Raw genomic sequence first — 12,455 nt, 5'->3', positions numbered from 1 at the left:
CTCCCTTCCCTATCTCAAATTTTTTAATTTCTCCCAGCGGGGATCAATTTCCTGTTCCTGACACTGACAGGAACCATAATTCCTATCTATACCACATTGTGGACATAAGCCCTTACATTCAGGACTACACAATGGGTTAATAGGTAGTTGAGAATAAATGATTTCTTCTAAAAGGGGCCAAAGATCTGCTTCCCCTTCCTTAATGAACACTGCATCTTCCTCATCCTGGTATTCATCCCGGTGAGAAACATCAACTAGAGTCGCAAAGAAATCCGCTTCAAAAGGATAAGTATAGTTCTTCAAACAACGGGAACATTGCATTTTTAAAACCGCACAAATAATTCCCCGGGCAGGAAAAACCCGACCCGTATTTTCCACCGTGAGCTCTATTTCTATAGACTCTATAGTTACTCCCTCTAAGTCGACAAATACGTCGCCCACCTTTTTGACAATATGAAAATCCTGGTGCTGGTGGGGATGTTTCTGCAGGTCCTTAACATTGATTTTCATGCTATTCACCCCAAAAAAATACCAGATTCATTATAGTCTTATGCTGTTATTATTGTCAACCAACACCTGCTGTAAACAAAAATCTAATCCCTTACGATGAGGGGAGCCAACCTGCTGGTAAATCTAAAAGGGGCGGGCAACTTTGCACCCGCCCCCTCGGTTTTAAAAATTAGCTTTATTTATTGGATAAACGGACAGTATCCCTGGCAATAACCAACTCTTCATTAGTGGGAATTACCAGGATGCGCACTTTGGAATCTTCCGCCGCTACATCTACTTCCTTACCCCGTACTTTATTCTTTTCAACGTCCATCTTAATGCCCAGGTAGTCAAGGTTTTCACAAACTTTTTCCCGAACATCATAGCCATTTTCACCTACACCGGCAGTGAATACCAGGCAATCACAGCCATTAAGTTTAGCCACATAATTGCCTATATAACCTTTGACACGGTTGTAGTATACGTCTAAAGCCAGTTGGGCTCTTTCATTACCAGAGCCAGCTGCTTCCAGTATATCCCGCAGGTCATTTGATACACCGGAAAGACCTAGCATACCTGATTTTTTATTGAAATAGTTGTTAGTTTCCTGAACACTCATACCCAGCTTTTCCATAAGGAAGAAAACAATGGCCGGGTCAATATCTCCGGAACGGGTACCCATTACCAGACCTTCCAACGGGGTAAAGCCCATGGTGGTATCAACAACTTTGCCATTCTTAATAGCCGCCATACTACCGCCATTACCTAGATGCAGGGTAATAATCTTACAATCTTCATACGGTTTGCCCAGCATCTCAGCAGCACGATGGGAAACATAATAATGAGAGGTACCATGGAAGCCATATCTTCTGACCTTAAATTTCTCATAGACCTCATAGGGTAGGGCATAAAGATAATTGTCAGGCTCCATGGTCTGATGGAAAGCTGTATCAAAAACAGCTATATGAGGTACATTAGGCATAAGTTCCTGGCAAGCTTCAATTCCCATTAAATTAGGCGGGTTGTGCAGGGGAGCTATGTCAAAGCAATCTTTGATAACCTTCTTAACCGTATCATCGATAACCACTGAATCAGCGAAAGTCTCGCCACCATGCACCACACGGTGACCAACTGCGCCAATCTCATCCATACTCTTTATGCAGCCATATTCTGGGTTAACTAATACCTCCAGTACCAGCTTCATGCCTGCAGTATGATCGGGAAGATCTCTTTTAATTACTACTTCATCCTTACCTACTGGTTTATGTTCCAGAGTAGTCCCCGGAATCCCCACCCGGTCCACCAGTCCCTTGGCCAGAACTGATTCATCAGTCATATCAAATACCTGATATTTAATAGAAGAACTACCAGCATTTACAACTAGCACCTTCATTTAATTATACCTCCTTACTAATCTCTAATAAGTAATACAGAATGGACTATATTAGGCACGAACTGCTGTCATAGCCACTACATTAACAATATCTTCTACACTGCACCCACGCGACAGGTCATTAACTGGTTTGGCAATACCCTGTAAAATAGGACCAATAGCCTCTGCCTTAGCCAGTCGCTGGGCTATCTTATACCCAATATTCCCAGCATTTAAGTCGGGGAAGATTAATATGTTGCATTCTCCGGCTACCGGACTACCAGGTGCTTTAGAAGAACCAACTTTAGGTACCAAAGCTGCATCAACCTGGAACTCGCCGTCCACCTTAAGCTCAGGGAATCTTTCCTTGGCAATCGCAGTAGCCTGGGCCATTTTGTCGACTAACTCATGGCTGGCACTGCCTTTAGTTGAGAATGAAAGCATTCCAATCTTAGGATCATCCATTCCACATAGGTCTACCGCAGTTGCTACCGATGTTTTAGCGAATTCCGCTAACTGTTCGGCAGTAGGATTAGGAGTAACCGCACAATCAGCAAATACGAAAATGCCATTATGCCCAAATTCACAATTGGGGACAATGATGATAAAGGAACCAGATACTGCGGATATACCTGGAGCAGTTTTGATGATCTGTAAGGCAGGGCGTAATACATTACCAGTAGTATTTTCAGCCCCGGCTACTTCTCCATCAGCTTTGTTCATCTTTACCATCATCGAAGCAAAGAACAGCGGATCAAGCATAGTTGCTTTAGCCTTGTCCAGGTCAATTCCTTTCTTCTTGCGCATCTCGTAAAAAGCCTGTACAAAATCGTCATAAAATGGTGCTTTAGCCGGATTAATAATCTCTGCCCCGGTAATATCAGCCCCGATTTTACTGGCCACACCTTTAATTTCGCTTTCGTCTCCCAGAAGAATTGGATGGGCTATTTTCTGGTCCACAATTGGTTTGATGGCCTGCAGTGTCCTCTCCTCGGTTCCCTCGGGAAGAACAATATTCCTTCCTTTTTGGGATGCTTTTTCTCTAATCTCCGCTAACAAACTCATCCTTCTACCTCCCTATAAATTAGCCTTTCTGGAACTGGTGGGCGTCCAGTTTCTGAGTTCATTCTAGCATAAACCATGTAATAAGTGGTAAAATTTATGGGACAAACCCATTTTGAAAAACTCTTATTGGAATTAAGGAGCTGTTTAGACTAATGACCATTGCCGGCATTGTTGCCGAATATAACCCTTTCCACAACGGACACCTGCACCTTATTGCTGAAACCAAGAAAAACCATGATATATCTGCCATTATATGCGTCATGAGTGGTCCTTTCTTACAGCGGGGTGATACAGCCCTGTGTGACAAATGGTCCCGTGCTGAAATGGCGGTACGCTGCGGCGTGGATCTAGTCATAGAACTGCCCTTTTGTTTTGCCAGTCGCAGCGCATATTATTTCGCTCGGGGAGCACTTCTCCTGCTAGCCCGTAGCGGTGTAGTAACTCACCTGACTTTTGGAAGTGAAAACGGCAACATTGAAGAACTACGATCCATTGCCCGGCTGCTGATTGATGAGTCCGATCATTTCAAAACCCGGATTAAAGGTTATCTTGCCCAGGGCCTGAGTTTTCCATCAGCCCGTGCCCGTGCCATTGGCGATGTCCTACCCAGGGAAAAAGAACCGCTCCAAAACACCCTTTCACAGCCTAACAATATTCTGGGTATTGAATATCTTCGAGTTATTGCTAAGGAAAATCTACCCCTTATACCGGTCACCATAAAACGCACCAGTCTTTACCACAGTTCCTGCCTGGATTCAATGGCAAGTGCTGCCGCAATCCGTTCCGGGCTTTATAACGGGGTATCATTGCTGGATATAGCCAATGCAATGCCACCGGCTAGTTTTCAGGTATTACAAAAAGAAATTGACCTGGGTAAAGCTCCGGTTTACACCCCGGCTCTGGAGCAGGCTATTATGTATCAGCTACGTAGCATGCCAGTCCATGAATTGGAGCAGATTTATGAAATGGGTGAAGGACTCCATAACCGCTTTAAAGAAGCGGCCGATGCTACAACCTCGCTGGAAGAACTTCGGCAAAGAGTCAAATCTAAACGCTACAGCCTTACTCGCATCAATCGCATACTATTGTATACCCTCTTATCCCTTACCAAAAATCAGATCTGCTACTTTGATCAAGTGGGCCCATTATATATGCACATCTTAGGGTTTTCTGTAAAAGGTCGTGAAATCCTGCAAAAAATTAAAAATATATCCTTACTACCATTACTTAGCCGGGGTAGTCAGGTAAAAGCAGCCTGGGATGGGCACTACGGTAGTGACATTCAGAAAATGATTCATTATGATGTACTGGCCAATGATATATATAGTCTGCTTTACCCTTCCCCCTCACACCGGCATGCTAAACACGATTTCATTCGTGCTCCTTACCGTGAATAAATGCACTTAATATTGAATATAAAATATTTATTTCCCTTTCCTGGTTAGAAAAATTAACCACCCGGGTTAATTTTATATAATTTGATTTTTTCTTTAATTAAAGGTAATTTATCCAGGGCCTCCTGCCGACCTAGCTCAATAATTTCATTGGATCGGTCAAAATCACGGGAAGAGAATCCTCCTACTGCCGGCTGTAATAAAATGTCGGCCTGGGGCGAAATAATATCAAACTGTTGCTTTTGCATGATATCCAGTGATGTCATAATCACATCCAGGGTATTCTTAATAATGACCTGTTTCCCTTCACCAAAAGTAACGTCTACAGCGATGATAATGTCAGCCCCATACTGACGGGCCACTTCCAATGGCAGCCGATCGGTGACTGCTCCGTCCACTAGTACCATACCATCCTGATGTACCGGCTTAAAAATACCGGGGATAGAAATGCTAGCACGAATAGCCCGGGCTAGTGAACCTTGATTAATGACTACCCGCTGTCCAGATACCAAATCAGTAGCAACTATTAGCAAAGGCACTAATAGGTCGTCAAAATTCTGATTCTTAGTCATCAGCTGTAAAAAATCACTGATATTTTTCCCGGCCATGAACCCCATCCGGGGGAGATTTACATCGAACAACACACTATGATTCATAGAGGCAATCATTTTCTCCAGCAAATCCAGATTAGTTCCACTAGCATATAGCCCTCCGATCATGGCTCCCATACTGCTGCCTACTATAAAATCGAAGGACACTTCATTTTCCAGCAGCACCTGTAAAACTCCAATATGCGCTAATCCCCTGGCACTTCCGGCTCCTAAAACAAGAGCTATACGGGGTTGTCCAGACATAACTATCCCCCTTTCCCAGGTAGTTATAAAGGAACTTCCTGCTTCTAATCATCCTTCACTATGGCATATATATTTTTAAGCCAGCAGGGAGAGGATTAAAATGAAGCATTATTATCGTATTTTTTTCCTTATTATAGTATTTAGTTTATCCCTTTTTATGATTGTAAACCCCGGGGAAACAGTCGAATCAGCTCGCCACGGCTTTATACTGTGGTATTCAGTCATCGTTCCCGCCCTCCTACCTTTTTTTATTGTAGCCGAATTACTAGTTAACCTCCATTTTGTGGAATTTTTAGGGATACTACTAGAGCCTTTAATGCGTCCCCTTTTCAAACTTCCCGGATGTAGTTCCCTGGTAGTTGCCATGGGATTTACTTCCGGATTTCCGGTAGGAGCCCTACTATCGCGCCGCCTTTATGATAAACAAATGCTCACCGCCCAGGAAACAGAACGCCTAGTTTCTTTTACTAACAATTCCAGTCCGCTGTTTATTATTGGTGCCCTGGGGGTAGGTATGTTTAGTTCCCCCTTATGGGGTTATCTTTTAGCCGCTTCCCATTACCTGGCTAACTTAGGAGTAGGCCTGTTATGGGGCTTAAGAACCATTGAACCATTTCCCTGGTCTACTAAACCCCCTCACCGGCTGCAGTATGCTATTCAACAATTGGTGGAAGCAAATAAAGAAAATAACAGCCTGGGTGAAATGTTAGGAGAAGCCATAAAAAACAGCCTGAATAACCTTATCGCTATTGCAGGCTTTATTGTCTTTTTTTCAGTTCTGGCCCGAATGCTTACTGTGTGGGGTGTTTTGGATCTGTTGGCCTTAAGTCTATGTAATTTGTTTTCATTTTTACACTTGTCTTATTTATTAGCCTTTGGCATGATGATGGGACTATTTGAAATAACTATTGGTGCTCGAACCGTTATTACATCCACCCTAGATCCAGTACTGGCCAGGTTATTAGTTGTAAGCCTTATACTAGCGTTTAGTGGTTTCTCGATCATCGCCCAGGTTATGAGCGTTATGTCTGGCACCCCAGTACGTCTTTCTTTTTATTTGCTTTCCCGCCTGGTGCAAATGATATTATCGTTTGCTTTCACCTGGGCTGGTTATAAATTGCTTATGTATAGAGCTATTGCTGTCCCCTCAGTTTCTGTGCCTATCTACAAAATATTATATGGAATAGATGCCTGGAGTTTTTCCCTGTACTGTTTAGGAATAGGTATGGCAATAATTTTAGCCATGGTTATATGTAGTCTAACCTTTAAAGATTAATAATCACCAGTTTCCAGGGCGTTTTTTATTTCTTCTTTACCCTGAGTTACAGTTTCCAACCCCCGGCGAAGTACCATTTCCATATGAGTCAAAACCCCTTCAGCGTACTCATTGGCATCTTTCCTAATGTCATTAGCCATTTCATTAGCACGGGTTACAATCTCTTCCGCCATTTCCATAGCATTACGGGTAATCTCATTTTCATCCAACAGGCGAGCCGCTCTACCTTTGGAGTGTTCCACATATTCATCCGCCTGGGCACAGGCCTCCTGGACAATACGATCCTTTTCCGTCATCAACAAACGCGCAGTTTCTAATTCCTCCGGTAGAATAGCTCGTATACGGTCTACCCGGTCTAAAAAACGGTGGGAATCAATAACCGCTTTCCCACTAGCTAACGGTACCCGTTTGCTTTCTTTAATCATCAATTCCAACTCATCTAATATCCTGAATATTTCCATCATAAGTTAATCCTCCTTAAGACAAGCGGTAATAATTAAGAGTAGATTCCCCATAGGTATTGGTACGCTGCAAACGCAAATGCTGCAGGTCAATATTTAATATCATCCTAGTGGGAATTCTGATAATAACCATTCCATTGTCTTTAAGTATATCTATTTTATCCAAAGCCCGCATTACCATGGGAAACAAGTGTTCCCTCGTAAAGGGGGGATCAACATATATATAGTCAAATTTAATTTCTCTGCGAGAAAGACGTTCTAAAGCAACCATAACATCGTTACGGTGAACCTCGAAATTATTATCAAATCCACAATTGGCCAGGTTTTCACGAATTATTTTAATGGCTTCGTTACTAGAGTCTACAAAAATTACCCGGGACGCCCCCCGGCTAATAGCCTCAATTCCTACACTGCCACTACCTGCAAACAAATCTAAAAAATCAGTTGCCTCTATATCGCTACCTATAATATTAAACAAGGCTTCCTTAATCCGGTCGGTAATTGGTCTAGTATTTTTACCTGTTGGTGCCTTTAACCGCTTACCCTTAGCCCTTCCTGTAATAACACGCAAATCAAGTAATCTCCTTTTTTTAAAGATTCGCTATATCTTATTGCTATCCTTTTCTAATATCATTAATTTTAACATAAAAAATTTTTTGAAATATTGTATATAACTGCTTAAAGCTGGCAATGATATTTATAGCCAGATAACAATCTGGTAGAACAAACCCTCCCCAACAACTTTACAAAATTCTCCTCTCCCCAAATGGCGACTTTTTAAGTCGCCATTTAATTATTATTAATAACATTTTTAACCAACCTTTGTCTAACCAAAAAATTTTAACCGGGAGCATTTTTATAGGCATATTTAGGAACAAACTGAGGATAATATTGCTAAAGGAGGTACCACCATGCAAAACATAATTGACCAATTCAATATTTATGTAGATCTGGCTATTGAAGCCCAGGAACTTATACGAGGAACAGCCGACCGGGAAGTTGAGGGGGTAGTTGAAGATGTTAAAGAGCTAGAAAATATAAAAATAAATACCATAACCATAACTAATCAAATGGCTTCCCAGACTATGGGAAAACCAGTAGGAACTTATGTTACTATCGAATCCCCGCCACTTAAAATAAATGATCCTTATGTAAAAGAAGAAATAATTCAAGCCATGGGGGAAAGCATGAATAAGTTAACAACCGGCCGTTTACAAGCTGGTGATACGGTATTACTGGTAGGCTTAGGGAACTGGCGGGCCACGGCAGATTCTCTTGGTCCCAAATTTATTCAATATAGTCCTATTACCCGACATTACCACCAGTACGCTCCTCAGGCTCTGGTAGAGGGAATGCGTCCTACTTGTGGTATAGCCCCCGGAGTTCTGGGTATAACTGGTCTGGAAACTTTTGAAGTAGTAAAAGGTATCGTAAACAATATCAATCCGGCTATGTTGGTAGTTGTTGATGCTTTAGCCGCTCAAAATGTTAATCGTATTGGTTCAACTATTCAAATGTCTAATACTGGAATTCAGCCCGGTGCCGGGGTAGGTAATGCACGTCATTCTTTAACGGAAGAGGATCTGGGTATACCGGTTATTGCTATTGGTTGTCCTACTATTGTTAGTGCCGCAATAATTGCTGATCAAGCCATTCGGAAATTTTGTTTGAAAACAGGAGCCATGTATGATGAAGTTAAATCAATGGCTACCATTAAAGACATTTTGTCCTTTTATGGAGGTGGTCTAGGAGTAACCCCTAAAGAGATTGACGAGATTATTGAAAATAGTGCCCGTATTATTGCTATGGGTGTTGCCACTAGTTTATTTCCCGGAATATCTCAGGAACAATTGGAACTTTATGCAGTATAAAATTGAGTAAAAAATAGAGACCACCTGTTATCCTTTTAGTTTACGATAGTTTGGTAATATCGGCCCTGAGAACTATTAAAAAGGGCTTCCCTATTCCATTTTACGGTGGCACTTTTGCCTAAAGCTATGGTTATTAATGCCACACAGTTTCCATGTGGGCGCACATGAAAACAAGCGGATAAACTTACATCCGCTTGTTTAATGTTAGTATGGTTAGTTATAACTTGAAGCCTTACTGCATTCCCATTCCGCCCTGACTCTGAGCATTCTGATTTTTAATATCCTGTAAACTCTGCAGTTCGTTAAAGCCAGGTGCATTACCGCCAGCAGCCTGCTGCTGATAAGAATAGATCATTTTTTTAACCATCTGGCCACCTATACTTCCGGCCTGACGGGCAGTCAGATCACCATTATACCCCTGTTTGAGATTTACACCAACTTCCTGGGCAGCCTCAAACTTAAACTGATCCATCGCTGCTCTTGCTTGGGGAACTAAAATTCGATTATTTCCTCTATTTCCTCCACCAGGCATTTATTTTTCACCTCCTTTTTCTTTGGTAGTCATAGTGTGTCCGGCCTTAATAGTTATATGCCTAGAAGTATTTTCAAGACTTTTTAATATTTTTCTTGGATTGATTGGGAGACCTAATGATTCCGCATTCTTGAGAAACTTCAAATTTTAGGCGCTCAATGGTTTCTTTTCTCTTTTTCTCATTCTCCATCTTTCCGTTCACCTCCCAAAAAAATAAACTGCCGCTTTAGGGCAGTTTTATCTTTTCACTTATAAGTAATAAATATTATTTTTAAAAAGTTTTTTAAATAAATTTTACTGTTTTATATGCTCCAAAAACCTGTTACTAGACAAGCCCCGGTTAGGCTGAGTAAAAAGTGCCGGAATATATGTAATAGGCGCTATCATCTTCTTGTTCCCGTTTTACTGCGTATATTATGCTAAGCGATGGATTTCAATACAAGTTTTGGGTTTTTCATGCAGCCTGACGCCTCCGTAAAAATTATATTATCCCAAATTAATATACAAATACCGTTAATACCCATACTCCCCCACTGCTTTATCATTAACAGTATCTTGTTCCCCTAAGGTAACAAAATCCATTTATATTAAACCTAGAATAATTTATCAATTCATAGTAATCTGCTCCATTTTATTAAAATGCGCTCGGATATAAAGTAATACCTCAGTATCGCAAGGATCTATATACCTGGCACATTCTTTACTGAGCTCAATACTCTCTATATCCCGGCTTAAATCAGCAACTTTCAACTGATCCAGCCCATGCTGCTTTACACCCCAAAAATCCCCCGGTCCGCGTATAAGCAAATCCTCCTGGGCCAGGCGAAATCCATCCGTAGTTTCCACCAAAACTTTTATACGCTTACGTGCTTCGGCTGTCACCAGTTTAGCAACTAGAATACAATAGGACTGGTATTCTCCTCGTCCTACCCGGCCTCTTAACTGGTGCAATTGCGAGATACCAAAGCGTTCTGCCTGCTCTACTATCATTACCGAAGCATTAGGTACATCAACCCCTACCTCAATTACGGTGGTCGAAACTAGTATTTTAATATATCCTTTTTGAAATTGATCCATAACTAAGGATTTTTCTGCTGATTTCATCCTACCATGTAATATTCCTACTCTGATATCAGGAAAAACATTATTTTTAAGGTCTTCATAAAGACTAAGAGCGGCCTGAAGATCCTGGTTTTCCGATTCCTCTACCAGTGGACATACTACATATACCTGTCGCCCTTTTTCGATCTCTTTACGAACAAATTGATATGCTTTAGAACGGGAATTAACCGGCACATAAGCTGTCTTAATCTCTTTTCGTCCGGGAGGAAGTTCATCAATAATACTTACCTCCAGATCACCGTAGACAGTCAGTGCCAGAGTACGTGGTATCGGGGTAGCTGTCATAACCAGCACATCAGGATAACTTCCTTTTTCCTCCAACCTGGCCCGCTGACGTACTCCAAAGCGGTGCTGCTCATCAATTACTGCTAGTCCAAGATTTTTAAAATAAACCCCTTCCTGAATTAATGCCTGGGTTCCCACCAAAATATTTATCTCACCACTAGCCAGTGCTGATAGTATCATCTTCTTTTCAGCTGCCGGAGTAGATCCGGTTAAACAGGCTATTATCATAGGAACATCCCGGAAAATATTTTGCAGGGCACGAAAATGCTGCTGTGCTAATATCTCCGTAGGTGCCATTAAAGCCGCCTGAAATCCTCCATCTACCGCCTTAGCCATAGCCAAAGCAGCCACTATGGTTTTACCTGATCCTACATCACCCTGGACCAGCCGGTTCATCATTAGGGGGGCTTCCATATCCGCAAAAATTTCGCCTACTACCCGGATCTGTGCCGGAGTTAGCTGATAAGGCAGATTACTTCTTATTTTATGGGCTAAAAGAGAGTTAGGCTGATGTTTGACAAAGCCATGCCTGGGATTCAGCTCTTGCTGATCTTTTTTCATACTCAGTTGAAACAATAATAACTCTTCCAAAGCTAACCTGCGCCGCGCCTCATAGTAAGACTTCCGGTCCATGGGAAAATGAATATTCCTGAAAGCCTCTCCTATGTCGACCAGATTAAATTCTTTACGTAAACTAAGACCGAGGATTTCCGGGTAATCATCCAGGTACTCTACCAGGGTATATTCTACTAAACTTCTCAAAGTACGTTGACTTAATCCTTCTGTTAATCCATATATAGGAACCACCCGGTCTGCCTTTTCCCCCTTCTCCAGCACTTCATACTCGCTAACATTAATATTTAAAGTCTGCAGGGAAACAGTAACTTTACCCTTTAAAAATATTTGATTACCAGGCTTTATCGTTCTGGTTAAAAAAGGCTGGTTAAACCATACCGCATTAATTATCCCAGTCCCATCTTCAATAATTGCCTTGAATATGGCCATACCTCTGCGGCTGCGACTACTGCTAGTATTCCTGACCCGCCCCCGGATACTAACAATTTGACCCTCCTGGAGATTATCAATACTTGATACCTGATTGCGATTAAAATAGCTGCGGGGTACATACCATAGCAAATCCAGAATGGTACTTACCCCTAACCGGGCCAGCATATGACTGCGACGAGGACCTACTCCTTTTATAAACCTGATATCTTGTAAAATCCTATCCATTCCATCCTCCTAAACTATTCCCTAAAAGCAGCCCTAATGGTCTTCCCGGATAAAAGACAGCTCTTATAGTCCTCCAGCTATACCTTGTATGAATACAGATCAAATAACCACAGTTTGCCGATTGCCCTAATGGTCATCATCTTTAAATTATGATCATCCGGAACTTTTCACAGTTAAATTAACCTCTCGATTCCACTGCCAAAACCCTGAATCGGCCTGGTTTAAGTGCATTAATATAGAGAACAACATCAGTTAAGCTGGTAGAAACTGCGCAAGAGCAATGGCAATAGAGTAATGCCCCAGGGCACCACTAATGTTCGTTTTCTGCCACTTGATAAAGTAGTTGAACACAGATGTGAACCTGTTGGTTCCCCTTGGAGCAGTAAGACAAGCAGCTGGTGTTCCTATACGGAAATGGGAGCCAATATATTTATTCAACCTTTTCACATTAGAATCAACTTTTAAAAACGGGAGCGGACCCCCTCCGCTCCCGTTTTTAAG

Annotated in this window: 10 protein-coding genes and 1 pseudogene; 3 read left to right on the top strand and 8 right to left on the bottom strand. The window is 41.9% G+C overall.

What is annotated here, in order from left to right:
• Window positions 1-9 precede the first annotated feature (9 nt).
• The 3 genes from ACZ5Q0_RS11525 to pta form a co-directional block, all read right to left on the bottom strand.
• Window positions 10-510: a YceD family protein gene (locus tag ACZ5Q0_RS11525; RefSeq protein WP_447182559.1), complete on the bottom strand. Its 501-nt coding sequence runs from the start codon at window positions 508-510 to the stop codon at window positions 10-12.
• A gap of 175 nt (window positions 511-685) precedes the next feature.
• Entirely contained in the window at window positions 686-1,882 is a 1,197-nt protein-coding gene (locus ACZ5Q0_RS11520; protein WP_446820627.1) for an acetate/propionate family kinase, read from the bottom strand.
• Window positions 1,883-1,933: 51 nt separating this feature from the next.
• On the bottom strand, window positions 1,934-2,926 hold the full coding sequence (pta, locus tag ACZ5Q0_RS11515; RefSeq protein WP_446820629.1) for a phosphate acetyltransferase: 993 nt from the start codon (window positions 2,924-2,926) through the stop codon (window positions 1,934-1,936).
• A gap of 152 nt (window positions 2,927-3,078) precedes the next feature.
• Between pta and ACZ5Q0_RS11510 the strand changes: the two genes are divergently transcribed.
• On the top strand, window positions 3,079-4,323 hold the full coding sequence (locus ACZ5Q0_RS11510) for a nucleotidyltransferase (RefSeq protein WP_447182558.1): 1,245 nt from the start codon (window positions 3,079-3,081) through the stop codon (window positions 4,321-4,323).
• A 53-nt stretch (window positions 4,324-4,376) separates the two neighbouring features.
• On the opposite strand, the gene ACZ5Q0_RS11505 is transcribed toward ACZ5Q0_RS11510, so the two are convergent.
• Window positions 4,377-5,174, bottom strand: a complete 798-nt coding sequence (locus tag ACZ5Q0_RS11505; protein WP_447182557.1) for a patatin-like phospholipase family protein — start codon at window positions 5,172-5,174, stop codon at window positions 4,377-4,379.
• 100 nt (window positions 5,175-5,274) lie between these two features.
• On the opposite strand from ACZ5Q0_RS11505, the gene ACZ5Q0_RS11500 reads away from it, so the two are divergent.
• Window positions 5,275-6,450, top strand: a complete 1,176-nt coding sequence (locus ACZ5Q0_RS11500; RefSeq protein WP_447182556.1) for a YjiH family protein — start codon at window positions 5,275-5,277, stop codon at window positions 6,448-6,450.
• Here ACZ5Q0_RS11500 and ACZ5Q0_RS11495 read toward each other — a convergent pair.
• Both ACZ5Q0_RS11495 and rsmD read right to left on the bottom strand, forming a co-directional pair.
• The gene (locus ACZ5Q0_RS11495) at window positions 6,447-6,914 is read right to left on the bottom strand and encodes an ATPase (protein ID WP_446820637.1); all 468 of its coding nucleotides are present in this window, start codon (window positions 6,912-6,914) and stop codon (window positions 6,447-6,449) included. The genes ACZ5Q0_RS11500 and ACZ5Q0_RS11495 overlap by 4 nt on opposite strands.
• Before the next feature lie 13 nt (window positions 6,915-6,927).
• Window positions 6,928-7,482 carry a 16S rRNA (guanine(966)-N(2))-methyltransferase RsmD gene (gene rsmD, locus ACZ5Q0_RS11490; RefSeq protein WP_446820639.1) on the bottom strand — a complete coding sequence of 185 codons (555 nt, stop codon included), beginning with the start codon at window positions 7,480-7,482 and terminating at the stop codon, window positions 6,928-6,930.
• A gap of 340 nt (window positions 7,483-7,822) precedes the next feature.
• Between rsmD and gpr the strand changes: the two genes are divergently transcribed.
• The gene (gpr, locus tag ACZ5Q0_RS11485; RefSeq protein WP_446820640.1) at window positions 7,823-8,782 is read left to right on the top strand and encodes a GPR endopeptidase; all 960 of its coding nucleotides are present in this window, start codon (window positions 7,823-7,825) and stop codon (window positions 8,780-8,782) included.
• A 334-nt stretch (window positions 8,783-9,116) separates the two neighbouring features.
• On the opposite strand, the pseudogene ACZ5Q0_RS11480 reads toward gpr, so the two are convergent.
• Both ACZ5Q0_RS11480 and recG read right to left on the bottom strand, forming a co-directional pair.
• Window positions 9,117-9,314, bottom strand: a pseudogene (locus ACZ5Q0_RS11480) (alpha/beta-type small acid-soluble spore protein); the annotation flags it as partial.
• Window positions 9,315-9,920: 606 nt separating this feature from the next.
• The gene (gene recG, locus ACZ5Q0_RS11475; protein WP_447182555.1) at window positions 9,921-11,954 is read right to left on the bottom strand and encodes an ATP-dependent DNA helicase RecG; all 2,034 of its coding nucleotides are present in this window, start codon (window positions 11,952-11,954) and stop codon (window positions 9,921-9,923) included.
• Window positions 11,955-12,455 lie beyond the last annotated feature (501 nt).

The sequence above is a fragment of the Syntrophomonas erecta subsp. sporosyntropha genome (assembly GCF_055395365.1).
The sequence above is the reverse complement of the archived record's forward strand: the minus strand, read 5'-3'. Positions and strand labels throughout refer to the sequence as shown.

Excerpts from the sequence above, each read along its gene's own strand:
- pta (WP_446820629.1), bottom strand. The coding sequence starts at position 2,926 with ATGAGTTTGTTAGCGGAGATTAGAGAAAAAGCATCCCAAAAAGGAAGG.
- ACZ5Q0_RS11500 (WP_447182556.1), top strand. The coding sequence starts at position 5,275 with ATGAAGCATTATTATCGTATTTTTTTCCTTATTATAGTATTTAGTTTA.
- ACZ5Q0_RS11525 (WP_447182559.1), bottom strand. The coding sequence starts at position 510 with ATGAAAATCAATGTTAAGGACCTGCAGAAACATCCCCACCAGCACCAG.
- gpr (WP_446820640.1), top strand. The coding sequence starts at position 7,823 with ATGCAAAACATAATTGACCAATTCAATATTTATGTAGATCTGGCTATT.
- ACZ5Q0_RS11495 (WP_446820637.1), bottom strand. The coding sequence starts at position 6,914 with ATGATGGAAATATTCAGGATATTAGATGAGTTGGAATTGATGATTAAA.
- ACZ5Q0_RS11505 (WP_447182557.1), bottom strand. The coding sequence starts at position 5,174 with ATGTCTGGACAACCCCGTATAGCTCTTGTTTTAGGAGCCGGAAGTGCC.
- recG (WP_447182555.1), bottom strand. The coding sequence starts at position 11,954 with ATGGATAGGATTTTACAAGATATCAGGTTTATAAAAGGAGTAGGTCCT.
- ACZ5Q0_RS11510 (WP_447182558.1), top strand. The coding sequence starts at position 3,079 with ATGACCATTGCCGGCATTGTTGCCGAATATAACCCTTTCCACAACGGA.
- ACZ5Q0_RS11520 (WP_446820627.1), bottom strand. The coding sequence starts at position 1,882 with ATGAAGGTGCTAGTTGTAAATGCTGGTAGTTCTTCTATTAAATATCAG.